This window comes from Micrococcus sp. GbtcB5 (assembly GCF_019091605.1).
In the GTDB taxonomy this organism is placed as follows: Bacteria; Actinomycetota; Actinomycetes; order Actinomycetales; family Micrococcaceae; genus Micrococcus; species Micrococcus luteus.
In genome coordinates this window covers 38646-64016 of sequence record NZ_JAGXJK010000014.1, presented here as the reverse complement: position 1 = coordinate 64016, position 25371 = coordinate 38646, and the positions used below count along the sequence as shown (strand labels likewise).

Sequence of the window (25371 nt, the reverse complement as noted above, 5' to 3'; positions counted from 1 at the left end):
CCCCGGGGCGCGCGTCCGCAAGACGACGGGCGTCCGTGTCGACCGCCCGGGGCCCGACCCGAAGCGAGGACCCCGTGGACCAGACCGCCGCCCCCACCCAGCCCCCCGTGCCGACGGCCCGCACCGTCGCGCGTCCCCGGCCCCAGTCCCGCGCCCGTGCCGGGGCGGGCCTGCTCGCCGCGGCCGTGCTCATGGTGGGGCTCTCCGGTTGCGCGGTCGCGGAGGACGGCGGCGAGGCCGCGTCCGAGGCCGCGAGCTCCTCGTCCTCGCAGGCGACGGACACCTCGGCCGAGGCCGGGGGACAGCCCGTGGCGGACACCGCCGTGGGGGACGCCGCGAGGACCGCGCTGCCCTCCGTGGTGACCATCTCCGCGACGTCGAGCTCCGCCTCCGGTTCCGGGTCCGGGTCGATCCTGGACACGGAGGGGCACATCCTCACGAACACCCACGTGGTCACCCTCGGCGGCCAGGCCAACGACGCCGAGCTGACGGTGCGCACCTCGGACGGGGAGGTCTACGCTGCCACCGTCGTGGGCACCGACCCGCTGTCCGACCTGGCCGTCATCAAGATCGACGCCCCGGACCTCACCCCCATCCAGATCGGCCGGTCCGGGGATTTGAAGGTCGGGGACGAGGCCGTCGCCATCGGCGCCCCCCTGGGCCTGCCGAACACCGTGACCGACGGGATCATCTCCACCCTGGACCGGACCATCGCGGTGGCGTCCTCCGAGGCGCCCGAGCCGCAGGGCGAGAGCTCCGGCTCGTCCTCCGGCTCCGACCAGTACCGTTTCCAGCTGCCGGGCACCCCGCAGGGCACCCGGGGCGAGGTGTACATCAACGTGCTGCAGACCGACGCGGCCATCAACCCCGGCAACTCCGGAGGCGCGCTCGTCGACGCCGAGGGTCGCCTGGTGGGCGTGAACGTCGCGATCGCCTCGGCCGGCCAGGACCCGAGCGAGGCGGGCAACATCGGGGTCGGCTTCGCCATCCCCGTGGACTACGCCCAGCGGGTCGCGCAGGACCTGATCGACCACGGCAAGGCCACGCATGCCATGCTCGGCGTGAGCGTCACCCCGGAGCCCGCCGAGGTGCAGGGCGGCGGCGAGAACGCTCAGACCGTGTTCAGCGACGGCGCCCGCGTCCAGCAGGTCGTGGGAGGGTCGGCGGCCGACGCGGCCGGGCTGAAGGAGGGCGACGTGATCACCGCCGTCGGCGACCGCGCGGTGATCGACTCCGAGTCCCTCACCGCCGTCGTCCGCGAGTACCGCGTGGGAGACTCGGTGGACGTCACCTACCTCCGCGACGGCGCGGAGCAGAAGACCGAGGTGACGTTCACGGAGGACACCCAATCCTGACCACCACACTCACCACCCCCGCTGAGCTCGCCGCCCACCACGGCTGGCGCCGGGTCTTGGCCGTCGGCGCCCATCCGGACGACCTCGACTTCGGGGCCGCCGCCACCCTGGCCGGATTCAGCGCGGCCGGGCTGCACATCGAGCTGTGCATCGTGACGGACGGGGACGCCGGCGGCTTCGACTCGGAGGGTGCCGAGGCGATGACCGCCCGCCGGCACGCCGAACAGCGCGCGGCCGCCGCCGTCGTCGGTGCCGCCGAGGTCCACTTCCTCGGCGAGCGCGACGGACACCTCGAGCCGGACCACGGCGTGCGCCGCAAGCTCGTGGCCCTGATGCGCCGCGTCCGCCCGGACGTCGTCCTCAGCACTCACCCCGAGCGGGACTGGGAGCGGATGCAGGCCGCACACCCGGACCACCTCGCCTGCGGCGAGGCCGTGGTGCGCGCCGCGTACCCGGCGGTCGAGAACCCGTACGCGTACCCGGAGCTCGCGGCGGAGGGGCTGGAGGCGTTCAAGATCCGGAACCTGCTGCTGTACGCCGCCCCCGCCGCACGCCGGAACACGGTCGTGGACGTCACGGGCCTGGCGGAGCAGAAGCTGCGCGCCCTCGACGCCCACCTCTCCCAGCACCCGGACGTCGACGCGATGCGGCGGCACGTGCTCGCCCAGATGGCCGAGCACCACCGGCACGCCGCCGGCCCGGCCGCCGGGCCGGGCCACGCCGAGGCGTTCCACCTGGTCACGGTCAACGGCCCGGGCACCATCGCCGGGTTCTGAACCGTGCCCGCAGGGGAGGGCCGACGACGGGACGCGTCGTCGGCCCTCCCCCTGCGGGACCTCTCAGTTGGTGCTCGGTCGCCCGCCGTAGCGCGGGCCGGTCTGCGCGGTGGGGTCGAGGTCCACGCCGACGATGGGCTCCGACGTCGGCACCTCCGATCCCGAGCTGGGCTCCACGGAGATGCCCATCGCCGCGAAGCGGTCCAGCCCCCGGAAGGTGACGGGCTCGCCGAAGCCGTTGGCGTCGTACGTGCCGAGGGAGGCCGGGGCCGTGCCGTCCGAGGGGTAGAGCCACAGCTGGTAGGACTGACCCTCCGGCAGCTGGGGCATCCCGCTGATCGTCAGGTAGCCGCTGTTCTGCTCCCGGGACAGGAACGCCTGGACCGTGCCGCCGTCCTGGGCCGGGTACTCCGAGGTCGTGAACAGGTCCTTCGACTGGTCGATGCGGTGCACGATGCCCGGTCGCGTGAACTGGCTCCACACCGTCCACCCGCCGATGCCGAGCACGAGGGCCGCGAGCAGCAGGAGGGCGGTCACCTTGAGCCAGCGCAGGCGGTCCCGCGGCAGGCCGGCGGGGGTGGACTCGTCGCCGATCAGGTCCATGCCCACGTCCTGGGCGGGCAGGCGACGCAGGACCTCGTCGAGCAGGGCCGACGGCGGCTCGGCCGTCACGGACCGGAACGCCCAGGCCACCGCCTGGCGCGCCCCGTCCACCCGGGAGCGCCACCGGGCCAGCTCGCCGCCCCGCCGCTGCACGGCGGAGAAGGCCGCGGTGTGCCCGGCCGTGTCGAGGGCGTGCACAGCCGAGAGGTCGGCCAGCTCGAGTGCGCGGCCGGCGTCCACGTCCTCGCGCACGTCCGCGCCGAGGGCCGGGCCGGTCGCCGGGGCCGGCGCGGACGGCCGGGCGGCGTCCTGGGTGATGTCGCGGCGGGCCGCGACGACCTGCCGGACGCCGTCGCGCAGGAGGGTGCGGGCCCGGTCGGCCGGCAGATCCAGCCGATCGGCGACCTCCCGGTCCGTGCAGCCGCCCAGCCAGGCCAGCCGCACGGCCTCGAACGCGTCCGGGTCCACCCGGTCCATGAGGTCCTCCGGCAGCGCGGCGGGGCCGGCCGGGCCGGGACGACGCCCACGTTCCGCCGCGGAGCCGCCGGCGCGGCGCAGCGAGGTCATCACGCGGTGGGCGAGGACCTCGAGCCACGTGAACACCTGGCGTTCGCGGTGGGTCGCGTCGTCCTGCTCGCTCAGGTCGAGGCCGGCCTCGGACGCCTCCTCCCATGCCGTCAGGTAGGTGCGGACCGTGGCCGCGGCGGCGTCGTCGCCGGGGCCGAACATCGCTTCGGCCAGGCCGTGCACCCACGGGACCGTGGCGTCGTAGAACGCGGAGAACGCGGCCCGGTCACCCTCGGCGCTGCGGCGCAGGAGGGTGTCCAGGGCGGGCTGGCCGGCGTCATCGGGGCGGTCGGCGTGGGGCTCGGACGCGTCAGGAGTCTGCATGGTGGCCTCAGTCTAGGGAATCGGGGCGGGCAGCGGACCCGGCGAAGTCGTGCTGGCGCCAGGCCTCGTACACGGCGATGGAGACGGCGTTCGCCAGGTTCAGGGACCGACGGGCCGGCTGCATGGGCAGGCAGACGGTCTCGGTGACCCGCGGATCGGTCAGCACCTCCTCGGGCAGGCCGGTGGACTCGCGGCCGAAGAGCAGCACGTCGCCGGGCCGGTAGGCGACCCGGTCGTGCCGCACGGACCCGCGCGCGGTGAAGGCCAGCACACGGGCGGGGGCGAGGGCCGCGAGCGCAGCGTCGAGGTCCGGGTGCACCGTCACCACCGCGAGGTCGTGGTAGTCCAGGCCGGCGCGGCGCAGGTGGGCGTCCTCGAACCCGAAGCCCAGCGGCTCCACGAGGTGCAGCTCGGCCCCCGTGAGGGCGGCGAGCCGGATCGCGTTGCCGGTGTTGCCGGGGATCTCCGGGGTGAGCAGCAGGATCCGGAAGCCGGGGGTGCCGGGCGCCGGGGCGCGGTCGGCGCCCTCGTGCGGGTTCGGTCGGGGTGGGGTGGGGGAGTCGGGCACGCGCCCAGCCTAGTGGGGCGCCGCCGGGCGGGGACGTGCCTCAGTGGAGCCGGCCGACCAGCGCGCCGAGCGCGCGCCGGTCCACGAGATCCGGGTCCGTGCCGGTGCCCAGGAAGAGCGCGACCTCGCGCGCGAACGCGATCCCGGGCGCGGGCGGGGCGGTGAGCAGGTCGGCCTGCGCCTCCGGCGCGTCGGCGCCGCGCGTGTGGCGGATCACGGGGGCGTGCCGCGCGTCGCGGTCCGTCATCACGTGCACGAATCCGCCGACGGTGACCTGGGGCAGGGCCTGCTGCCACGCCATCATCGCGGGGCCGAGCAGCGGCGGGGCCACGGGGCGGCCCCGGGAGCGCAGGTCCGCCCCGTCCCAGGTGTAGGTCCCCTCCGGGACCATGACGGAGCCGATCAGCGCCAGGCGGTGGCCGCACAGCACCGCGTGGTCCACGTCGAGGTGCCGTCCCCAGCGCCCGCCCAGCCGCAGCCCGGTCAGGACCCGGGCGGCCGGGAGCGCGTCCGCCACGTGGCGCAGCAGCACGTCGAGGGTGCGGGCCTGCCGCAGCACCCGGTGCTCGTCCGGCAGGATCCCGCGCGGCCGCGGCGCCCCGTGGACGCGTTGGCTCGATCGCGGCAGGTCCAGCACGGTCGGGTCCGCCTCCGCCTCGCCGGGCGGGGGCTCGTAGCGCACGGGGCGGGCGGCACGTCCGCCGGGTCCGGACCGTCCCGACGGTCTCGCCCGCCCTGATCCGGCCGTCGCGCGGGGGCCGCGGGGACCGACGTCCGGGCCGGGCAGCGAGAGGTCGTATCGGCGCCGGGCCTCGGCGTCGCCGAGGAGGTCCCACGCCCGCGTCACGGCCCGGAAGGCGGCGGGGTCGCCGCCGACGTCGGGGTGCGCGGCCCGGGCCGCGCGGCGGTAGGCCCGCCGGACCTCCTCGGCGGTCGCGTCGCGGGGCACGCCCAGGACCTCGTAGGCGGTGCGGTGCTCCTCGGCCGCGCTCACGGCGTGGGGTCCGGGCCGGGGGAGGCGTGCCGCTCGTGGTGCAGGCGCAGGAACAGCATGCCGTCGTCGTGGAGCACCTGGACCAGCTGCAGCCGGGCGGGGAGGCCGGGGCCGTCCTCGCCGGTCAGGACGCGGCCGGCGGCGGGTCCGGCCAGCAGCGGCGCCACGGTGAGGTGCACCTCGTCCACGAGGCCGGCCGCCGCGAGGCTGCCGAACAGGCGCGGTCCGCCCTCGCAGTGGACGACGCGGGCGCCGCGCGCGTGCAGGGTCGCCACCACGGTCTGGGGGTCCACGTGCTCCTCGCCGACCGCCAGCACGTCCGCGCGCGCGGCCAGCGCCGCCGCCCGCTCCGGCTCGGCCGCGAGGGCGGCCCGGGACGTCAGGATCCAGGGGCGCACCGGGGCGGCCGTGAAGAACGCGGACGCCGGGTCCAGGTCCAGGCTGCCGCTGACCACGGCCACGGGCGGGTCCGCGGGCCCGCCGGCCTCCGCGCGTCGACGCCGGTCCTCCTCGGACAGCAGCGCACCCTCGTAGCCCTCGGCCCGGATGGTCCCGGCCCCCACGAGCACGACGTCGGCGTCGTGCCGGGACAGCGAGAGCAGCCGCTGGTCCGCGGGGGAACCGAGCCCGCCCGCACGGCCGTCCAGGGTGGCCGCGCCGTCGGCGGAGGCGATGAACACGACGCGGACCCAGGGTCCGGGGCCGGTGTCCTCAGCCGCCGGGGCCGCGAGGGCGGTGCGGAGGGCGTCGTCGTCCAGGCCGGGGCCGGTCTCGGTCAGCCGTCTCATGCCCGCCCCCCGCGGTGGGCGCGGTGTCCGGCCAGGGTGCTGCGGTCCGGCGGCGGGTTCTCCGCGCCCATGTTGTGGACCAGGCGCGCCGGCTGACGCCACCCGAACACGCACTCGAGCATGCGGGCCGCCGAGACGGAGGCGTCGGCGTCGTGCATGCGCAGGATCCGGGCGCCGCCGTACACGCAGGCCGCGGCCGCGGCCAGCGAGCCGGGCAGGCGCTCGTGCCGGTGCCGGTCCAGGCTCTCGCCGATGAAGTCCTTGTTCGAGACCGCGGCCAGCACGGGCAGCCCCAGGGTGGCGATCTCGTCCAGCCGCCGCGTGATCTCGAGGGTGTGCCGGGTGTTCTTGTTCAGATCGTGGCCGGGGTCCACGATGATCCTCTCCTCGGGGACGCCGAGCGCCACGGCCCGGTCGACGGTGCGCCGCAGGTGGTCGCGGACCTCCCTGACGACGTCGCCATAGGTCGGCCGGGGGACCACGGCCCGGGGTCCGCGCACGTGGGCGAGGGAGTGGGTGACCACGAGGTGCGCGCCCGCGGCGGCCACCACCCGGCCCAGGTCCGCGTGGAACAGCCCCGTGGTGTCGTTGACGACGTCCGCCCCCGCGGCCAGGGCCGCCTCGGCCACGGCCGGCTGGAACGTGTCCGCCGAGAGGATCAGCCGGCGTGACGCCTCGGACGACCCGGCCCCGTCCCCGCTCCGCAGGGCCGCGATCAGGGGGACCACCCGCGCCGCCTCCTCGGCCGGGTCGAGCTCCGCCCCGGGCGCGAACGGCACGCCGCCGACGTCGACCCACTCGGCTCCGGCGTCCGCCGCGGCGTGGGCCTGGGCGAGGGCGTCCTCGAGGACGGCGCCGGCGCCGTCGTCATAGAAGGAGTCCGGGGTGCGGTTGACCACGGCCATCGTGACGATCCGGCGGCGGAAGTCGATCTCGTGGTGGGCGAACCGGTGCACCGGGTGGACGAGCGGGACGGAGGGGGTCGGCACCCGGCCATTCAACCACCGGCGCCGCACGGTGACAGTGCGCCCCGGAAGGACTATGTTTCCCTCCCGTGACATTTACCTCGTCGCCGCGGGTCGGCCCGCGCCGGCCCCGCATCCGTCCGACCCAGCTCGTGGTCGGGTCCTTCCTCGTCGCCATCGTGACGGGCACCGGCGCACTGCTGCTGCCCGCCTCGTATCAGGGCCGCGCGCCCACCCCGCTGGAGGCCGCGTTCACGGCGACCAGCGCCACCACGGTGACGGGCCTCGGCGTCGTGGACACCCAGACGTTCTGGACACCCCTGGGTCAGCTCGTGATCCTCACGCTCATCAAGCTCGGTGGCCTGGGCGTCATGACGTTCACGTCGCTGCTGGGGCTGGTGATCCTCCGGCGGCTCGGCCTCACCCAGCGCCTCGACGCCGCGGCCTCCACCCGGGCCGAGGGGATCGGGGACCTGCCCCGGGTGCTGCGGGCCCTGATCCTGTACTCCACGGCCGTCGAGGCCTCGGTGGCGCTGCTGCTGAGCCTGCGCTTCTGGCTGGGCGCGGGAATGTCCCCGGGCCAGGCACTGTGGCAGGGGGTCTTCCACGCGGTCTCCGCGTTCAACAACGCCGGGTTCGCGCTGTTCAGCGACAACCTCATGGGCTTCGTCTCGGACCCGTTCATCTGCCTGCCGATCGCGGCGGCGATCATCTTGGGCGGCCTGGGCCTGCCGGTCGTGCTGACCCTGCGGCGAGACCTGCGCCGACCCGAGCGGTGGAACCTCACGGTCCGGCTCGTGCTCGTGGGCACCGCGGTGCTGCTGGTGGGCGGCACGCTCATGTACCTCGTCCTCGAGTGGTCCAACCCGCGGACCCTGGGCGGTCTGGACCCGGCCTCGCGCGTGCTCGCGGCGTTCTTCCAGTCCGTCACGACCCGCACCGCCGGCTTCAACACCCTGGACTACGGGCAGATGCACCCCGTGACGCTCTTCGCCACCGACGTGCTCATGTTCATCGGCGGCGGCCCCGCCGGCACCGCCTCGGGCGTGAAGATCACGACGGCGAGCGTCCTGCTGTTCATCGTGCTCGCGGAGATCCGGGGGGAGGGCGCCGTCCATGCGTTCGGCCGCCGGCTCTCCCGGACCACGCACCGCGAGGCGATCACCGTGATCATGCTCTCCGCGACCGCGATCGCCGTCGCCACGATGGCGCTCATGGGCCTGTCCTCGTTCACGACCGACCAGATCCTGTTCGAGTGCGTGTCCGCGTTCGGCACGGTGGGCCTGTCCACCGGCATCACCGCCCAGCTGCCGCCGGCCGCGCAGGGCATCCTGATGCTCCTCATGTTCGTCGGCCGCATCGGCCCCGCCACCGTCGCCGGCAGCCTGGCCCTGACCGACCGCACCCGCCACTTCGAGTACCCGAAGGAGAGGCCCCTCATTGGCTGATCTCACCCGTTCCCTGTTCGCCCCCCGCCGGGGCGACCGCCCCACCGTGGCCGTCCTCGGGCTCGGCCGGTTCGGCTCCGGGGTCGCCCTCGAGCTCATGGAGTCCGACTGCCACGTGCTGGGGGTCGACGCCGATGCCGAGGCCGTCCAGGCGCTCAACGGCCGGCTGACCCACGTCGTCCGCGCGGACAGCACGGACGAGGAGGCGATGCGCCAGCTCTCGGTCCACGAGATGGACCACGTCGTCGTCGCCATCGGCGGCGACCTCGCCGACTCGATCCTCACCGTCTCGCTGATGCGGCGGTTCGGGACGCACCAGCTCTGGGCCAAGGCCAATGACGACCGCCACGGCGAGATCCTGCGTCAGCTCGGCGTGGAGCACGTGGTCCACCCGGAGCGGGACATGGGCCGCCGCGTGGCGCACCTGGTCAGCACGTCCTTCCAGGACTTCGTCGAGGTCGAGCCGGGCCTGGCCATGGTCCGGGCCGCGCCGCCGTCGCGCCTGCTGGGCAGGGACCTGCGAGCCACCGGGCTCGCGGGGGAGCGGGGCATGCGCGTGGTCGCGGTCCGCAGCCGCGGCACGTGGCTCTACCCGCCGAGTCACTACGTGCTCGAGCCCGAGGACACGATCCTCCTGGTGGGCCCGACCCGCGACGTCGAGCGGTTCCTCGCCCGGGACTGAGCCGGGGCACATCCGGGGCGGCTCCTAGACTGGCCGGGTGACCACCCCGGACCGCGTGCACCTGGACCACGCCGCCACCACGACGGTGCGCCCCACCGCGCTCGCGGCCCTGGCCGAGGCGGCCGCGCTGCCGGGCAACCCGGCCTCCCTCCACGCCTCGGGCCGCCGGGCCAAGCTGCGCCTCGAGGAAGCGCGGGAGCGCATCGCCGCGGCGCTCGGGGCGCACCCCACCGAGGTGATCCTCACGTCCGGGGGCACCGAGGCGGACAACCTCGCCGTCCAGGGGCTGTACCGGGCCCGCCGCGCGGCCGCGCCGGAGCGCACCCGGATCGTGCTGACCGGCATCGAGCACCACGCGGTCCTCGACGTGGTGGACTGGCTCGCCGCACACGAGGGTGCCGAGCCGGTGCTCGTCCCGGTCGACGACGACGGGCGGGTCGACCTCGTCGCATGGGAGGCCGCGCTGGCGACCGCGCCCGAGCGGACCGCCCTGGCCACGCTGATGTGGGCCAACAACGAGATCGGCACGGTCCAGCCCGTGGCCGAGGCCGCCCGGCTCGCTGCCGACCACGGGGTCCCGTTGCACACCGACGCCGTCCAGGCCCTCGGGGCGGTGCCCGTGGACTTCGCCGCGTCCGGGGCCGCGACCCTGGTCGTCTCGGGGCACAAGGTCGGCGCCCCCGTGGGTGTCGGCGCCCTGCTCGTGCGCCGGGACGTCACGCTGGAGGCCGTCGTGCACGGCGGCGGCCAGGAACGTCGCCTGCGCTCGGGCACGGTGTCGGTGGCCCTGGCCGCAGCGCTGGCGGCCGCCGTGGCGGAGGCCGTCGGGGAGCAGCCCGCCGAGGCCGCCCGCCTGGGCGGGCTGCGGGACGAGGTGATCGCCGCCGTCGACGCCCTGGACGGGGTGCGCCTGACCGGGCCGCGAGACCTCGACCCGGCGACGGGGCAGGTGCTGTCGCCGGGGACGCGCCGACTGCCCGGCAACGTCCACATCACCGTGCCGGGCCGGACGGCGGACGCGCTGCTGTTCTCCTTCGACATGGCCGGACTGGACACCTCGTCCGGGTCGGCGTGCACCGCCGGGGTGGCGGAACCGTCGCACGTGGTCGCCGCCCTGCCGGGGCGGACGGAGGCCGACGCGCGGGCCACCCAGCGGTTCACCCTCGGCCGGACGACGACGCCGGCCGAGGCAGCCGCGCTCATCGACGCGCTGCGGGCGCTGCTGGGGCCGGGCGTCTAGACTGGACCGCCCGTCCGTCGTCGAGAGAGGAGTACGCCCGTGAAGGTCCTGGCCGCCATGTCCGGGGGAGTCGACTCCGCCGTCGCCGCGGCGCGTGCCGTGGACGCCGGGCACGACGTCGTCGGCGTCCACCTGGCCCTGTCCCGCATGCCCGGCACCCTGCGCACCGGCTCGCGCGGCTGCTGCACCATCGAGGACGCCTCGGATGCGTGGCGCGCGTGCGAGCGGCTCGGCATCCCCTTCTACACGTGGGACTTCTCCGAGCGGTTCGCGGAGGACGTCGTGGACGACTTCGTGGCCGAGTACGAGGCCGGCCGCACGCCCAACCCGTGCATGCGCTGCAACGAGCGCATCAAGTTCGCGGCGCTGCTCGAGCGCGCCCTCGAGCTGGGCTTCGACGCCGTCTGCACCGGCCACTACGCCGCCGTGCGGCCCGGTCCGGACGGCTCGCTGGAGCTGCACCGCGCCGCGGACGACGCGAAGGACCAGTCCTATGTGCTCGGTGTGCTGACCGCGGATCAGCTCGCCCACTGCCTCTTCCCGCTCGCGGACACGCCGTCCAAGGAGCTCGTGCGCGCCGAGGCGGCCGAGCGCGGCCTGTCCGTGGCGGCGAAGCCGGACTCCCACGACATCTGCTTCATCCCCGACGGCGACACCCGCGGCTGGCTGGCCGAGCGCATCGATCTGGCCCCCGGCCCCATCGTGGACCCGGAGGGGCGGGAGCTCGGCACCCACGCGGGCGCCCAGGCGTTCACGGTCGGCCAGCGCAAGGGCCTGGCCATCGGCCGTCCCGCGCCCGACGGCAAGCCCCGGTTCGTGCTCGAGGTGCGGCCGAAGGAGAACACCGTGGTGGTCGGCGGACGCGAGCTGCTCGACGTCGACCGCATCACCGGCATCCGCCCGTCGTGGGCCGGCGCCCCGGTGCCCGAAGCCCGCACGGGCGCCTGGTTCGAGTGTGCGCTGCAGTTCCGGGCCCACGGCGAGATCGTCGAGGCCCGCGCCCGCCAGCGCGCGGACGAGGCGGGGAATCCGGGGTGGGAGATCGAGCCGGCGCGCCCCCTGCGCGGCGTGGCTCCCGGTCAGACGGCCGTCCTGTACCGGGGCACCCGCGTGCTCGGCCAGGCCACCATCGACACCGCCCGCAATGCCCGGCTGTCCGCCCCCGCGGATGCGTAGGCTTCGGCCATGAGCCCGGACTACGACCCCCACGCCAGCTCGCTGCCCGGCACCGCGGACCCGGCGGTCCTCGACGAGCTCTTCGCGATCCGCGGCAGCATCGACAACATCGACGCCTCGCTCGTCTACCTCCTGGCCGAGCGGTTCAAGTTCACGCAGCGGGTCGGTGCGCTGAAGGCCCGCCACGACCTGCCGCCCTCGGACCCCGGGCGTGAGGCCGCCCAGATCGCGCGGCTGCACCGGCTCGCGCTCGAGGCCGACCTCGAGCCCGCGTTCGCCGAGAAGTTCCTGAACTTCATCATCGCCGAGGTCATCCGCCACCACCGCGCGCTGGCGGCCGAGGGCCGGCCGGACGCCGAGGCGGAGTCGGGGGAGAGCCCCGGGGACGCGGATGACTGAGGCCGCCCACGACGCCGGCGCCACCGGCCCCGTCGCCCTCGGCGGCACGCCGTGGCGCGGCACCGACGTCGCCGAGGCGCAGCGCGTCACGCTCGGCGAGCTCGGCGCGGACCACTGGCCGGTGCTCCCCGAGCTGCCCGATCGCGGACCCGGCGCCGACGCCACCGGCCGCTCGGCCGCCCTCCTGCAGGAGCTGGCCGTCGACCTGCAGCCGCACGGCTGGCGGGTCAGCCCGCCCGGGGCCGCCGGCTCCGGCCGCGACCGACGCCGCGCCGTCTCCCTCTGGCGCGAGGACGCACACCGCTGGGCGGACACCGCGGGCGCCGAGGGCGCCGTCGTCGACCGTCTGGCCGTGCGGGTGCGCGGCCCGCTCAGCCTGCTCGCCGGCCTCTGGCTGCCCGGGGGAGAGCGCGTCCTCGGCGACCACGGCGCCCGCCGCGACGTCGCCGAGTCCTATCTCGAGGGACTGCAGGACGCCCTGCCCCGCCTTCGAAGGGCCACCGGGGCGGCCCGCCTCGGCGTCGTCGTCGACGAGCCGTGGGCGGCGGCCGTCCTCGCCGGAACCCTGCCCACCGCGAGCGGGTACCGCACCGTCCGGTCGCTGCCGCGCGAGGAGGCCCGCGGACTGTGGCGCGCCGCCCTCGACGGGCTCACCGCCCTGCCCGACGTCGCCCGGGTGTGGCTCGCGCCGGGCCGCCGCGCCGCCTCCCCGGGGGCCGAGCTGCCCGGGACCGCCGCGCTGGCGACGCTGACGGGAGAGTCCCTGCCCAGGCCCGACGCAGCCGCGGACGCGCCCGCCCCGGCCCCGGTCTCGCTCGTGGTGGGCGTGGGCCCCCTCGACGACGGCGCGGACGGTTCGCCCGGCACCCGCGAGGCGTGGGAGGCGGCGGCCGGCTGGGCCGACGTCGGGCGCGGGCTGACCCTGGCCCCCGAGCCGGGCGTGCGCCCGGTCGACGTCGTCCGCACGTGGGAACGGCTGGGGGTGGACCCCGGACGGGTGGGCGACGTCGGCCTCACGGCGGCGGGGCCGCACGACCCCGCCGTGCTCCGCACTCTGCGGCGGGACGCGGAGGAGCTGGCCGCGCGGCTCGCCGAGCTGCGCGGCTGAGCCGGCGCCCCGACGGACCGGGACGACCTCCGGCGTCGTCGGCCGTGGACGGGCCCGCCCGGCGGGTATCATCGGGCTGATCCTGAAAATTTCCTGTGCCCGGGGCCGGTCCCGCCTGCGGCGCCGGGGGGAGCGCTGACGAGGAGGTCAGGATGGGCAAGGCCAAGATCCTGGTGGTGGACGACGACGAGGCGCTGGCCGAGATGATCGGCATCGTCCTGCGCAACGACGGCTTCGAGCCGGCGTTCGCCGCGGACGGCACCTCCGCACTGCCCGCGTTCCACCGCGAGCGTCCCGATCTCGTGCTGCTGGACCTCATGCTCCCCGGCATCGACGGCATCGAGGTCTGCAGGCTCATCCGAGACGAGTCGGACGTGCCGATCGTGATGCTCACGGCCAAGTCGGACACGGCGGACGTCGTGCGCGGCCTCGAGTCGGGTGCGGACGACTACGTGCCCAAGCCGTTCAAGCCGGCCGAGCTCGTGGCCCGCGTCCGGGCCCGCCTGCGTGAGGGGGAGGCCAAGCCGGCGGAGGTCCTGCACATCGGGGACCTCGAGATCGACGTGGCGGGCCACGAGGTCACCCGCGGCGGCGTCGGCATCGCCCTCACCCCGCTGGAGTTCGACCTCCTCGTGGCCCTCGCCCGGCGGCCGCGCCACGTCTTCACCCGCGAGATGCTGCTGGAGGAGGTCTGGGGGTACCGGCACCAGGCCGACACCCGGCTCGTGAACGTCCACGTCCAGCGCCTGCGCTCGAAGGTCGAGCCGGATCCCGAGAACCCGTGCGTCGTGCTGACCGTCCGCGGCGTCGGGTACAAGGCCGGCCAGGGCTGAGGGCATGACGGTGTCCGGCCCGGGTCTGAGCGCGGCCCCGGCGGCCGAGCCCGGCGCCGAGCCGGTCGAGCCCGCCGCCGGCCGCCCACGGTCGTGGGTCCCCGGCCCCGCGTGGCGTGCGCTGCGCCGCCGGTGGCGTCGGTCCCTGCGGCTGCGCACGGCGGTGCTCGCGGCCCTGCTCTCGATCCTCGCGGGCCTCGTGGTCGCCGCGTTCCTGACGCAGCAGATCACCCAGGCCCTCTTCGAGGCCCGCTACGAGCAGGTCCAGGCCGAGGCCCGCCGTGGCCTGAGTCAGGTGCGCGAGACGTTCGCGCAGACCACCGCCACGGACGCGCAGAGCACGGACGTGCTGGTGACCCAGACCCTGCGTGCCCTCGAGGGGGACTCGGGCACGACGATCCGCCGCCGCTACCACCTCGCCCCGCTGCCGGGCTCCGAGTCCGCGTACGTGGGGACGATCTCCTCCGCCGGTCTCGATCCCGCGGTGATCCCCCAGGAGCTGCAGGACGCGGTCGCCTCCGGGCCGGGCGTGTACGACGCGAGCGTGGCGCTGCCGGACCCCGGCGGCGGCACCCGGCCCGGCCTCGTGTTCGGCGCCCAGGTGGTGCTGCCCCCGGGTGCCACCTACGGGCTCTACCTCGTCTACGACCTCGCGGACGTCCAGAGCTCGCTCGACTCGGTGCTCAGGGTGCTGCTGGTGTTCGGCGTCGGCTTCCTGGTGATCAACGTGCTGGTCTCGTGGTGGGTCTCGCGGCGTGTGACCCTGCCCGTGCAGCAGGCGGCCCGGGCGGCCGAGTCCCTCTCGAGCGGCAACCTGGCCGTGCGGATGCCGGTCGACGGTGAGGACGAGATGGCCCGCCTGGGCATGTCCTTCAACCGGATGGCGGACAGCATCCAGGACCAGATCGGCCAGCTCGCCCAGCTGTCCCAGATGCAGCAGCGGTTCGTCTCGGACGTCTCCCATGAGCTGCGCACGCCGCTGACGACCGTGCGGATGGCGGCCGACGTGCTGCACGGCTCACGCGAGGACTTCGACCCGGTCAGCCGACGCTCGACCGAGCTGCTCTACCACCAGGTGGACCGCTTCCAGGCCATGCTCGCGGACCTGCTGGAGATCACCCGGTTCGACGCCGGCGCCGCCACCCCGGCCCTCGAGGCCACGGACATGCTCGAGCTGGCCCGCGACGTCGTGCTCACCTCTCAGCCGCTGGCCGATCAGATCGGCGTGCCCGTGTACATGGTGCCCATGGACCGGGACCGCGCCGACGGCCACGTCGCCTGGGTCGACCCGCGGCGGATCGAACGGATCCTGCGCAACCTGGTGAACAACGCGATCGAGCACGCCGAGGGCCGGCCGGTGGACGTGCTCGTGGCGGCCGACGAGGAGGCCGTCACGTTCGCCGTCGTGGATCACGGCATCGGCATGAGCCCCGAGCAGGTGCAGCGCGTGTTCGACCGGTTCTGGCGCGCCGACCCCGCACGCAAGCGCACCACCGGCGGGTCCGGACTGGGTCTGGCGATCGCCACCGAGGACACCCGGCTGCACGGCGGCCGGCTCGAGGCGTGGGGCGAGCTGGGGGAGGGATCCACCTTCATGGTGACCCTGCCGCGGGCGCCGCGCCCGGCCGTGCAGGGCGCGGAGGCCCCCGAACCGATCGGCCGCTCCGTGCTGCCCATTCCGCCCCGCTACAGCACGGCGGACCGCCGGTACGCCGATGACCTGTCCCGGCCCGTCCCGCAGGAGGCGGACGCCGACGCCGCCGGCGCGATCACGGACGTCGCCGCGGCGGCCGCGGCCGCCCCGCCGTCCGCGCGCCAGGCCGAGCAGGCCCTGACCGCGCCGACCCGGCCGGTGCGCGTGGTCCCTCCCGCCGACGGGTCGGCTGCCGGGGACCGGACCGGCGATAACGGGGCAGAGGAGGCCCGATGACCACCGTGGATCCGCAGCCGCCCCGCCCGCCGCGGGTCGCCGTCGTCGGCGTGATCGTCGCCCTGGTGCTCGCCCTCAGCGGCTGCACCCAGATCCCCCAGAGCTCCGAGGTGCGCAGCGCCGACCCGGTCGACGGGGCCACCGCGGCCGCCGACGCGCCGCAGTTCCATCCGCCGGGACCGGCCGAGTCGGACACAGCGGAGGAGGCCATCCGGGGCTTCCTGCTCGCGGGCACGAGCCCGCAGGACGACTACGCGGTGGCGCGCGAGTTCCTCGACGGGCCAGCGGCCACCCAGTGGACGCCCGGACAGCGCACTCTCGTGTACTCGGCGGAGCCGCGCATCACCCGGGGCGACGGCGCCGGGCACTACCAGATCCAGGTCGAGGTCGACTCGGAGATCGACGAGTACGGCCTGCGGACCATCGCGCCGCCGGGGACCACGCGGGCTTGGGCGGTCACGGTGCAGGAACGGCCGCAGGGCATGCGGATCACGTCCACGGAGAACGGCACGCTGCTCTCCCAGGCGCAGTTCGGACAGCTGTTCGCCCCGCACGAGCTCGCCTTCTACGACACCGCGAAGCGCTACGTCGTGCCGGACGTGCGGTGGTTCGTCAATCGGGGCACCACCGTGACCGCGGTGACGCGAGCGCTGCTGCGCGGGCCGGCACCGTATCTGGCCGGGGCGGTGGACACGGCCTTCCCGCTGCGCACCGGCACCGACCTGGCCGCGCCCACGGTGCCCGTCGACGACGACGGGGTGGCCCACGTCGACCTCACCCAGGCGGCTGCCGAGGGGGCCGACGCCGACCGGCGGCACCGCATGCGGGAGCAGCTGGAGCTGACCCTGACGGGCCTCCAGTCGGTCAAGGAGGTCGAGGTGACCGTCGCCGGCGCCCAGCTGTCCACGTCGGGAGACGACGGCCCCGCCCCGGTCCAGACCGACGCCGCCGTCGGCTCGGTCCAGGTGGGCATCGACACGGCGACGGGCGGACTCGTCTACGTGCAGGGGACCAGCGTCACGCCGGTGGGCGGCGCCCCGGACGTCACCGCGCTCGATCCGGTCCGCCCGACGATGTCCGGCGACCGCAGCCGCTTCGCGTTCGTCACCCGTGACCGGACGGCGGTCCACGTCGCCGGCACGGACGGCTCCCTGCGGGAGGTGCTGCGCGGCACCGGGCTCACCGTCCCGTCGCTGGACCTCCTGGGCTGGGTGTGGGCGGCCGACCGGGGGACGACCTCGCGGATCCGCGCCGTCTCGGCCCAGCCCGGCGGGCAGGAGCGCATCGTGACGGCCACGTGGCTGCGGCCCGGCGAGCGGATCGTCGACCTGCGGTTGTCCCGGAGCGGGGCCCGGGCCGCGATGCTCGTCGACGACGGCCAGCGGACCACTCTGCGCGTGTCCGGCGTCGTGCGCGGTTCGGACGGGGTGCCGAACGCCCTGACCGAGCCGATCCTGCTGCCCTCCTCCGGGTCGGAGGACTCGGTGGAGTGGGCCGGCGACACGAACCTGCTCGTCTCGGCGTACGCCGAGAAGCCCGACGAGCGCGTGGTGCCGCGGATCGTCTCGATCGACGGCACCGTCCGGGAGCTCAACCCGCTGGGCGGTCTGCGGGGGATCTCCGCCGGCGACGACGGCGCCTATTACGCGGAGACGGAGGAGTTCGTGTTCCTGCTGGTGGGCTCCTCGTGGCGGGCGCAGGAGCTCGACCGCGGGGTGCGCGACCTCTCGTTCCCGGACTGAGCCGGGCCCGCGCCGGGCGCCCGTCGTCCATTCCTGCACAGCCGCCCCGTCCCGCACAGCGGCCCGCCCCGGCGCCCGGACGGCGGTGGCGTGCGGTGGACTCATCGCATGCCTTCCCCGCCGTCCTCCCCGTCCCCGGCGTCGGCGTTCGGCGCCCTCGGTCGGGCCCTGGCCGACCTGGTCCTGCCCGCCGAGTGCGCGGTGTGCGCGGCGCCGGGCCACCGGCTCTGCCCGGCCTGCGCGGAGGGACTGACCGCCGCCCTGTCCCTGCCCTTCCGGGCGGAGCAGGACGCCCCGGCCCTGCCCTTGGGCCCCGGCGGCGCTCCCCTGCCGGTGATGGCGGCCGGTCGCTACGCAGAACCGCTGGCGGCCGCCGTGCTCGCGTTCAAGGACCATCACGCGCTGCACCTGCGCGGCGTGCTGGGCGAGGCCCTCTGCCGGACCGTCGCCGCGGCGCGCCTCGAGCCGGACCTGCCCGGGGCGCGGCACGCCCTGCTCGTCCCGGTCCCGGGCGGCGCGGTCGGATTCCGACGGCGCGGCTACGACCCGCTCGCCGAGCTCACCCGGGCGCTGCCGGCGCCGTGGCTGGTCTCCGACGCCGTCCGTGCGCGCCTGCTGCCCCGCGCGAGCACGCTCCGGGGCGGCGGCCCGTCCCACGCGGGCGCCGGGGCGGGCCAGCGCCGCCGGCGGGCCCGGGACTGGCGCGTCGCCGCCGGGCGGCTGCCGGCCGGCGCGCCCGTCCTGCTCGTGGACGACGTCCTCACCACCGGCGCCACCCTCGCCGCGCTCGCGGAGGCGGTGCGCCGCGCCGGCGGGCACCCCGTCGGGGCCGTCGTGCTCGCGGCCGTGGCCCCGCCGCGGGACCCCGCCGAGCCTGGCCCCCGGCCAGGCCCCCGGGTAGGGTGAACGGCACGGAATCGCCCCTACGGTTCCCGTCCTGCCGACGGCTGGAAGGAGGTCGCACCCTCGGACCCGCCGCCGCCCTGCGGACGCGACACCGAGGCGCACCTCCCCTCCCGAGGCCGGACCCGTGAGAGTCGGACCAGGAGGACGCCATGACCATGGATGTCAGCTACATCGCCCGCAACCTCAGGCTCCCGGAGAGCTTCCGCGACCACGTCGTCGAGCGCACCGAGCGCCTCCAGCCGCTCGCCGAGGGCGCCGACACGCTCGAGGTCCGCGTGACGAAGTCCTCCCACCACAAGCACTCGGACGAGACGGTCCGCGTGGAACTGACGGTCCGTGGCCCGCGGGACGTCGTGCGGGCCGAGGCCGACGCGGACGACAAGCTGGTCGCCTTCGACCAGGCCGCCACCCGACTGGCCGAGCGCCTGCGGCGCATGCGCGACCGCCGCAAGGACCGCCGTCACGGCAAGCTCGGCGCCTCCCGCGGCGCGGGCGAGGTCGGATTCGTGCCGCCGCTGCCGCCGTCGGGTGCCGCGCTGGCCGCGGAGGAGGCCGCCGAGCAGGACGCCCCCGAGGTGGGCACCCCGGTGCGCATCCGCCAGAAGGCGTTCCCCGCGACCCCCATGAGCGTGGACGAGGCCGTGGACGCGATGGAGCTGGTGGGCCATGACTTCTTCCTCTTCCAGAACGCCGAGACCGGCGTGCCCTCCGTGGTCTACCGCCGCCGGGGCTGGAGCTACGGCGTGATCCGCCTGGACGAGTCCCTCCCGCAGGATCACGTCTCCGCCTCCGAGGGGGAGCGGGCCTACCAGGCGCGCGAGGACTGACCGCCCCGCCGACGTCGACCACGACCTGCTGACGCCGCGGCGCCCGTCCCCTCCGGGACGGGCGCCGCGGCCCGTCCGGACTCGGCCCGTACACTGTCCCGGAGACCGCGCCACGGCCGAGCGCGAGGGGCATCCCGTCCCGCCCCGGCCACACCGCAAGGGAGCAGAGAACCAGTGCCTTCGATCATCGACCGCGTCCTGAAGATCTCGGACAACCGCGTCCTCAAGCGCATGCAGGCCACGGTGGACGCCGTGAACCTCCTCGAGGATGACTTCCGGGCGCTCAGCGATGCGGAGCTGCGTGCCGAGACGGACACGCTCCGGGCCCGGCATGCGGACGGCGAGTCGTTGGACCTGCTCCTGCCGGAGGCGTTCGCCGCGGTCCGGGAGGCCGCGGGACGCACGCTCGGCCAGCGGCACTACGACGTCCAGCTGCTCGGCGGCATCGCGCTGCACCAGGGCAACATCGCGGAGATGAAGACCGGCGAGGGCAAGACCCTCGTGGCCACCGCCCCGGCCTACCTCAACGCGCTGTCCGGCAGGGGCGTGCACGTGGTGACGGTCAACGACTTCCTCGCCTCCTACCAGGCCGACCTCATGGGCCGCGTGTTCCGCTTCCTCGGCATGCAGACGGGCGTCATCGTGGCGGGCCAGACCCCGGCCGTACGCCGCGAGCAGTACGCCGCGGACATCACCTACGGCACGAACAACGAGTTCGGCTTCGACTTCCTCCGGGACAACATGGCCTGGTCCCTCGACGAGCTCGTGCAGCGTGAGCACCACTACGCGATCGTCGACGAGGTGGACTCGATCCTCATCGACGAGGCCCGCACCCCGCTGATCATCTCCGGCCCCGCCCAGGGAGAGGCCAACCGGTGGTACGGCGAGTTCGCCCGGCTGGTGCGCCGCCTCGAGGCGGACACGGACTACGAGGTGGACCACAAGAAGCGCACCGTCGGCATCCTCGGCCCCGGCATCGAGAAGGTCGAGGACCACCTCGGCATCACGAACCTGTACGAGACGCAGAACACCACGCTCATCCAGTTCCTGAACAACGCGGTCAAGGCCAAGGAGCTGTTCAAGCGGGACAAGGACTACGTGGTCCTCGACGGCGAGGTGCAGATCGTCGACGAGCACACGGGCCGCGTGCTCAAGGGACGCCGCTACAACGAGGGGCTCCACCAGGCCATCGAGGCCAAGGAGGGCGTCGAGGTCAAGCCCGAGAACCAGACGCTGGCCACGGTGACCCTGCAGAACTACTTCCGCGGCTACGAGAAGCTCGCCGGCATGACGGGCACCGCCGAGACGGAGGCCGCCGAGTTCACGTCGACCTACGGCCTCGGCGTCGTCGTGATCCCGCCGAACCGGGAGCGACAGCGCGTGGACCGCAACGACGTGGTGTACAAGAACGAGAAGGTCAAGTTCGACGCCGTCGCCGACGACATCGCCGAGCGGCACGCGAAGGGCCAACCGGTCCTGGTGGGCACCACCTCGGTGGAGAAGTCCGAGTACCTCTCCACGCTGCTGGCCAAGCGCGGCGTCCGCCACGAGGTCCTGAACGCGAAGAACCACGCCCGCGAGGCCGCCATCGTGGCGCAGGCCGGCCGCCCGGGCGCCGTCACCGTGGCCACCAACATGGCCGGCCGCGGCACCGACATCATGCTCGGCGGCAACGCCGAGTTCACGGCGGTGGCCCGCATGCAGGAGCTGGGCCTCGACGCCGCCGAGGACCCGGAGGCGTACGAGGCCCGCTGGCCCGAGGTGCTGGCGCAGGCCGAGGCCGCCGTGGAGGACGCGCACCGCGCGGTCATCGAGGCCGGCGGCCTGTACGTGGTGGGCACCGAGCGCCACGACTCGCGCCGCATCGACAACCAGCTGCGCGGTCGTTCCGGCCGTCAGGGCGACCCGGGCGAGTCCCGGTTCTACCTCTCCCTCACGGACGAGCTCATGCGCAACTTCAACCCGGGCGTGGCCCAGCGGATCATGAACAGCCCGTCGATCCCGGACGACATGGCGCTCGAGTTCGGCTTCGTCTCGAAGGCGATCCAGAACGCGCAGGCGCAGGTCGAGGGGCGCAACGCCGAGCAGCGCAAGAACGTGCTCAAGTACGACGACGTGATGAACCGCCAGCGCGAGGCCATCTACACGGACCGCCGTTCCATCCTCGAGGGGGAGGACCTGCAGGACCGGGTGCGCCGCTTCGTGGAGGACGCCGTCGGGAACATCGTGGACGCGGCCACCGAGGAGGGCCACGCCACCGACTGGGACCTCGACCAGCTGTGGCGGGACCTGGCAGAGCTCTACCCCGTGGGCATCTCGCAGGAGGACGTCCTCGACGAGGTCGGCGGCCGGGGCCGGCTCAAAGCCGAGGTCCTCAAGCGCGAACTCGTCTCCGATGCGCTCCTGGCGTACGAGGACCGGGAGGCGCAGGTGGGATCCGAGGCACTGCGCGAGGCGGAGCGTCGCGTGGTGCTCGCCACCATCGGGCGCCGCTGGCAGGAGCATCTCTACGAGATGGACTACCTCAAGGAGGGCATCGGGCTGCGCGCGATGGCCCAGCGCGAGCCCCTCGTGGAGTACCAGCGCGAGGGCTACACGATGTTCCAGAACATGCTCGCCGCCATCCGTGAGGACGCCGTGCGCACGCTGTTCCAGGCGCAGATCAGTGCGGCCCCCGCGCCGACGTCTCTGCCCGGCGTCAAGGACGCCCGCGCCGTGACGATGGCACCGCAGATCTCCGTGGAGGGCATCGACGCCCCGCAGCAGCCGGCGCAGCTGCGTTTCACCGGTCCGTCCGAGGACGGGCAGAGCGCGGTCACCCGCAGTGGCACGGACTCCGGCGCCACGGTCGCGGCGGGCACGAACCGCCGCTCCCGCCGTCAGGCGGAGCGCCGCGGCCGCCGCGGCTGACCGGCATCCCGCCACGACGCAGCACGAGGGCCCGCAGACCTCCAGGTCTCCGGGCCCTCGATCGTCAGTCCGACGGGGCGATCCGGCTCAGCCGATCTCGACCGACGTCACCTTCCACCGGCTGAGCCGCCGCTCGAGTCGGAGCGCGAAGGCCCGGGCCCGGCCCTCCCACAGCACCGTCGCGCTGGCCTCCACCCGGCCGGGCGCGACCTCGCACACGCGGGCACCCACCGGGCGGGGTGCGGACGCGGGCGTCCGGGGCGGGACGGCCGCGGAGGGCCGTCGACCGGGCCCGGTCGGCGCGACGGCGCCCAGCAGCTCCATGCGACGGGTCAACTTGTCCAGGACCTCGGGCGAGAGCCAGGCGGAGAGGTCCCGCAGGGCACGGCGGCCCGTCTCTACCTCGACGCAGGCGACGGCGATCACGGCGGCGAGCGAGCGGACGCGGCGCAGCTCCTCGCGCCCCTGTTCGGTGCGGGCCCGCCGGGCGATCTCCTCACCGCGGGGCAGGACCGCGGGGCTGTGGGCGGGCCCGTGGAGGAGGGTGTCGGCGGTGCGCCGGGCGGACGCGGTGCGGGGGCGGGTGGCGAGGGCGGTCATGGCGGTCTCCTGAGGACGAGGCGAAGCGGGGGAGTGCAGGGTCGTGGATGTCATGGCCGTGGTCCGTCCACGCCGGCGTGCGGGGCGAACACGGGGGAGGTCAGCACGGTGCCGGGCAGCAGCAGGTGTGGATCGTCGCCGATCACCCGCCGGTTGGCCTCGTACCAGCGGCGCCACCGGGCGTCGATCTCTCGGGGGGTCGCGTCCGGGCCGAGCTCGGCGGCGGCGAGGTGCCACAGGCAGTCGCCGCGCCGGACGGTGACGGTGGGGTGATCCGGATCCGCACGGCCGGTGCCGGCGCCCGGCGGGGCCGGCGCCGGGGGCCGGGGCGTCCACGCGGCGTCCGGCGCCGGGGCCTCGACGCCGATGGCGTGCGCGGGGGACGCGGCCACGGTCCAGGAGGCGTCCGGCACGGGATGAGCCGCGTCCGCCCACGCGGCCGGCGCCGCGAGCAGCTGGGCACCGACGATGGCGCCGGCCACGCGTCCGAGCAGGGCGGGAGTGAGGCTCCGGCCCAGGCGGGCCCAGGCCGGCCGACCCGCACGGCGCCCCAGCGCGACGAGCGCCAGCCCGATCAGGCCCACCGCCCACCACGCGAGCAGTCCGAGCCCCGCGAGACCGGCACCGAGGCCCAGCACGCGGGTCAGTTCCGCCGCCGGCGCGCTGGGGCCCGTCTGCAGCAGCGCCGCGGCACAGGCGAGCAGGCCGGGTCCGGCCAGAAGCAGGACGGTGAGGCCGACGGCGTCCGCCGCGTCGACCGGACGGTTCGGGGCCGGGCCGGCCGGTGATGTCGAGCGCTCCATGGATTCCCCTCCTGTGCGTCCGTCCGGCCGGGATCCCGCGATCAGGCCGGTGATGATGACCACAGTGAACTGCACGGCCTGATGGTTGTCAAGAGTGATGTTTGATGATGTTTGATGATGACCGATGTCCGGCGCTGAGCCTCCTATGCTGAGCGCATGCGGTGGAACGGACTCTTCGACGACCTGGAGGCGCACTGGGCCGACCTCGGCTGGCAGGAGACGGTGGCCGAGGCCGCGGAGCTGACCCGAGCGGAGTGGATGGCGCTGTCCCTGGCGGACCGCCTGCGCGGAGCTCGAGGGCGGCAGGTCCGGCTCCACCTGGCCTGGGGCGAGGTCGTGGACGGTGTGGTGCACACGGTGGGGCAGGGCTGGGTCGGCGTGCACGTCGACGGTTCGGGGTCGGCGATCGTCGCGGTGGACTGCGTGGCGGCCGTGGAGGCCGACCTGACCCGGGCCGCGGTCGCGCCCGAGCTCGCCGCGGCCGGCTGGGGGACGGTGCTGCGCGGCATCGCGCGGACGCGCCAGCCGGTGGCGGTGACGGGGCGCCTCGGCGCGGCACTGGCAGAGGGCACCGTGGACCGGGTCGGCGGCGACCACCTCGACATCGCCCGCCACCCGCGGGACGAGGCCCGGCGGGCCGCGGCCGTCCGCGGGCGGCTCGTCATCCCGTTCGGGGCGCTGGGGACGGTCCGGACCGCGCTGCGCCCCGCCTGAGCAGACCGTGTGGGCTCAGCGGGCCTGCGCGTCCGCCTCGGTCCACTCCCGGACGCGGGCGCGCGTCACTTCCTTCTGACGCTCCACGTAGTCCTCGAGCCAGGACACCTCGATGCGCCACTGACCGCGGCCCCCGACCTGGATGGCCTGCAGCTCACCCGAGCGGACCAGGGCACGGGCGGCCTGACCGGAGATGTTCAGGGTCTCCGCGACGTCGGTCAGGGTGAGAAAGCGCTGCACGGTGCTCCTTCGGTCGAGGCGTCCAGGACGGTCGCGGGCGGCCCATGACGTCGACCCATTCAACCCCGGGAACACCCGGAGGCGACACTTTTCCACAGCGTACGCGGCGGATCCGGCGATCCACGGCCCCTGTGGTTACTCTGGGCGCAGCGCGGAGGGGCCGACACCGACGGGGTGCCGGGGCCGCGGCGGCCCGCGAGGCCGGTCCGAAGGGGGGAACATCCGGTGTCCACGACCATGTCCGCGTCCGCCGAGGGCGGCCGTCTGCGCCGGCCCCGCTGGCGGGATCCCCGGCTCCTCGTCGGTCTCGTGCTCGTCCTCGCCTCGATCGCCGGCGTGGTGGCGCTGGTCGCCTCCTCCCAGCGGACCGCCGCGTACTGGACGGCCGCGGAGGACCTGCCCCCGGGCACGCCCATCGCGGCCGGGGACCTGCGGCCCGTGGAGGTGAACCTCAGCGAGGCCGGCGAGCGGTACCTCAGCGCCGATGCTCCGGCGCCCGAGGGGCGGATGGTCTCCGGGACGGTCCGGGCCGGCGAGCTGCTGCCTGCGGCGGCACTGGTGGACGCGGACCCGGACGGCCGTCGTCCCGTCGGGGTGGCCCTGGACGAGCCGCTGCCGTCCGGCGTGGGCGTGGGGGACCGCGTGGACGTCTGGGTGGCCATGCCCGCGGAGGGAGGCCGCGGCCATGCGGACCCGGCCCGGCTGGCCGAGGCGCTCGAGATCTCCGAGGTCACGGCGGAGCAGAGTGGCTTCGGCGGCTCGGGCACCACCCGGGTGCAGCTGCTGGCACCGGAAGAGACCCTGCCGCGCATCGTGGACGCGAAGGTCAAGGACGCGCGGGTCACCCTCGTGCCGGCCCACGGGGTGCGCTGA

Annotated in this window: 24 protein-coding genes; 16 read left to right on the top strand and 8 right to left on the bottom strand. The window is 75.2% G+C overall.

Features of this window, described 5'->3' with window-relative positions; translation table 11 throughout:
- Nucleotides 1-74: 74 nt before the first annotated feature.
- Nucleotides 75-1355 (top strand): S1C family serine protease, encoded by a 1281-nt coding sequence (locus tag KVS67_RS06930; RefSeq protein ID WP_061867013.1) that lies wholly within the window; start codon nucleotides 75-77, stop codon nucleotides 1353-1355.
- Nucleotides 1352-2131 carry a PIG-L deacetylase family protein gene (locus tag KVS67_RS06925; protein ID WP_061867174.1) on the top strand — a complete coding sequence of 260 codons (780 nt, stop codon included), beginning with the start codon at nucleotides 1352-1354 and terminating at the stop codon, nucleotides 2129-2131. The genes KVS67_RS06930 and KVS67_RS06925 overlap by 4 nt, the downstream gene beginning before the upstream one ends.
- Before the next feature lie 63 nt (nucleotides 2132-2194).
- Here the strand turns inward: KVS67_RS06925 and KVS67_RS06920 are convergent, their stop codons facing one another.
- From KVS67_RS06920 to folP, 5 genes are read right to left on the bottom strand one after another with little or no spacing between them, the layout of a single operon-like run.
- On the bottom strand, nucleotides 2195-3625 hold the full coding sequence (locus KVS67_RS06920; protein WP_217565151.1) for an anti-sigma factor: 1431 nt from the start codon (nucleotides 3623-3625) through the stop codon (nucleotides 2195-2197).
- Between the two features lie 7 nt (nucleotides 3626-3632).
- Nucleotides 3633-4193, bottom strand: coding sequence for a tRNA (cytidine(34)-2'-O)-methyltransferase (locus KVS67_RS06915; RefSeq protein WP_044659766.1), 561 nt, complete (start codon nucleotides 4191-4193; stop codon nucleotides 3633-3635).
- Nucleotides 4194-4233: 40 nt separating this feature from the next.
- Nucleotides 4234-5187 carry a J domain-containing protein gene (locus KVS67_RS06910; RefSeq protein WP_063189526.1) on the bottom strand — a complete coding sequence of 318 codons (954 nt, stop codon included), beginning with the start codon at nucleotides 5185-5187 and terminating at the stop codon, nucleotides 4234-4236.
- The gene (locus KVS67_RS06905; RefSeq protein ID WP_036315978.1) at nucleotides 5184-5975 is read right to left on the bottom strand and encodes a pyrimidine reductase family protein; all 792 of its coding nucleotides are present in this window, start codon (nucleotides 5973-5975) and stop codon (nucleotides 5184-5186) included. Before KVS67_RS06905 ends, KVS67_RS06910 begins: the two co-directional genes overlap by 4 nt.
- Nucleotides 5972-6964, bottom strand: a complete 993-nt coding sequence (folP, locus tag KVS67_RS06900) for a dihydropteroate synthase (RefSeq protein ID WP_063189524.1) — start codon at nucleotides 6962-6964, stop codon at nucleotides 5972-5974. The genes KVS67_RS06905 and folP overlap by 4 nt, the downstream gene beginning before the upstream one ends.
- A 65-nt stretch (nucleotides 6965-7029) precedes the next feature.
- Here folP and KVS67_RS06895 point away from each other — a divergent pair, with 65 nt between their 5' ends.
- The 12 genes from KVS67_RS06895 (at nucleotide 7030) to secA (ending at nucleotide 22141) form a co-directional block, all read left to right on the top strand.
- Nucleotides 7030-8388, top strand: coding sequence for a TrkH family potassium uptake protein (locus tag KVS67_RS06895; RefSeq protein ID WP_166437547.1), 1359 nt, complete (start codon nucleotides 7030-7032; stop codon nucleotides 8386-8388).
- Nucleotides 8381-9070 (top strand): TrkA family potassium uptake protein, encoded by a 690-nt coding sequence (locus tag KVS67_RS06890; RefSeq protein ID WP_063189522.1) that lies wholly within the window; start codon nucleotides 8381-8383, stop codon nucleotides 9068-9070. The genes KVS67_RS06895 and KVS67_RS06890 overlap by 8 nt, the downstream gene beginning before the upstream one ends.
- Before the next feature lie 37 nt (nucleotides 9071-9107).
- Nucleotides 9108-10310, top strand: coding sequence for a cysteine desulfurase family protein (locus KVS67_RS06885; protein ID WP_061873071.1), 1203 nt, complete (start codon nucleotides 9108-9110; stop codon nucleotides 10308-10310).
- 39 nt (nucleotides 10311-10349) lie between these two features.
- The gene (gene mnmA, locus KVS67_RS06880; RefSeq protein WP_061873070.1) at nucleotides 10350-11486 is read left to right on the top strand and encodes a tRNA 2-thiouridine(34) synthase MnmA; all 1137 of its coding nucleotides are present in this window, start codon (nucleotides 10350-10352) and stop codon (nucleotides 11484-11486) included.
- Nucleotides 11487-11495: 9 nt separating this feature from the next.
- Nucleotides 11496-11885: a chorismate mutase gene (locus KVS67_RS06875; protein ID WP_061867004.1), complete on the top strand. Its 390-nt coding sequence runs from the start codon at nucleotides 11496-11498 to the stop codon at nucleotides 11883-11885.
- Complete coding sequence (locus KVS67_RS06870; RefSeq protein ID WP_061867003.1) at nucleotides 11878-12993, top strand: hypothetical protein; 1116 nt, start codon at nucleotides 11878-11880, stop codon at nucleotides 12991-12993. The genes KVS67_RS06875 and KVS67_RS06870 overlap by 8 nt, the downstream gene beginning before the upstream one ends.
- Nucleotides 12994-13145: 152 nt before the next feature.
- Entirely contained in the window at nucleotides 13146-13826 is a 681-nt protein-coding gene (gene mtrA / locus KVS67_RS06865) for an MtrAB system response regulator MtrA (protein WP_061867002.1), read from the top strand.
- Nucleotides 13827-13830: 4 nt separating this feature from the next.
- Nucleotides 13831-15756 carry an MtrAB system histidine kinase MtrB gene (gene mtrB, locus KVS67_RS06860; protein WP_063189520.1) on the top strand — a complete coding sequence of 642 codons (1926 nt, stop codon included), beginning with the start codon at nucleotides 13831-13833 and terminating at the stop codon, nucleotides 15754-15756.
- A complete protein-coding gene (locus tag KVS67_RS06855) occupies nucleotides 15753-17498 on the top strand; it encodes an LpqB family beta-propeller domain-containing protein (protein ID WP_063189513.1) in 1746 nt (581 codons plus the stop codon). The genes mtrB and KVS67_RS06855 overlap by 4 nt, the downstream gene beginning before the upstream one ends.
- Before the next feature lie 108 nt (nucleotides 17499-17606).
- On the top strand, nucleotides 17607-18404 hold the full coding sequence (locus KVS67_RS06850; protein WP_041105230.1) for a ComF family protein: 798 nt from the start codon (nucleotides 17607-17609) through the stop codon (nucleotides 18402-18404).
- A gap of 149 nt (nucleotides 18405-18553) precedes the next feature.
- A complete protein-coding gene (gene raiA / locus KVS67_RS06845; protein WP_060973936.1) occupies nucleotides 18554-19231 on the top strand; it encodes a ribosome-associated translation inhibitor RaiA in 678 nt (225 codons plus the stop codon).
- Nucleotides 19232-19405: 174 nt separating this feature from the next.
- Complete coding sequence (gene secA / locus KVS67_RS06840; RefSeq protein ID WP_063189511.1) at nucleotides 19406-22141, top strand: preprotein translocase subunit SecA; 2736 nt, start codon at nucleotides 19406-19408, stop codon at nucleotides 22139-22141.
- Between the two features lie 87 nt (nucleotides 22142-22228).
- Here secA and KVS67_RS06835 read toward each other — a convergent pair whose 3' ends face one another.
- Nucleotides 22229-22741, bottom strand: coding sequence for an Rv3235 family protein (locus KVS67_RS06835; RefSeq protein ID WP_063189509.1), 513 nt, complete (start codon nucleotides 22739-22741; stop codon nucleotides 22229-22231).
- A gap of 50 nt (nucleotides 22742-22791) precedes the next feature.
- The gene (locus KVS67_RS06830; RefSeq protein ID WP_063189507.1) at nucleotides 22792-23544 is read right to left on the bottom strand and encodes a LysM peptidoglycan-binding domain-containing protein; all 753 of its coding nucleotides are present in this window, start codon (nucleotides 23542-23544) and stop codon (nucleotides 22792-22794) included.
- A gap of 156 nt (nucleotides 23545-23700) precedes the next feature.
- Between KVS67_RS06830 and KVS67_RS06825 the strand changes: the two genes are divergently transcribed.
- Complete coding sequence (locus KVS67_RS06825; protein ID WP_049147319.1) at nucleotides 23701-24258, top strand: hypothetical protein; 558 nt, start codon at nucleotides 23701-23703, stop codon at nucleotides 24256-24258.
- Between the two features lie 15 nt (nucleotides 24259-24273).
- Here the strand turns inward: KVS67_RS06825 and KVS67_RS06820 are convergent, their stop codons facing one another.
- Complete coding sequence (locus KVS67_RS06820; protein WP_049147317.1) at nucleotides 24274-24498, bottom strand: helix-turn-helix domain-containing protein; 225 nt, start codon at nucleotides 24496-24498, stop codon at nucleotides 24274-24276.
- Nucleotides 24499-24723: 225 nt separating this feature from the next.
- On the opposite strand from KVS67_RS06820, the gene KVS67_RS06815 reads away from it, so the two are divergent.
- Entirely contained in the window at nucleotides 24724-25371 is a 648-nt protein-coding gene (locus tag KVS67_RS06815; RefSeq protein WP_002854857.1) for an SAF domain-containing protein, read from the top strand.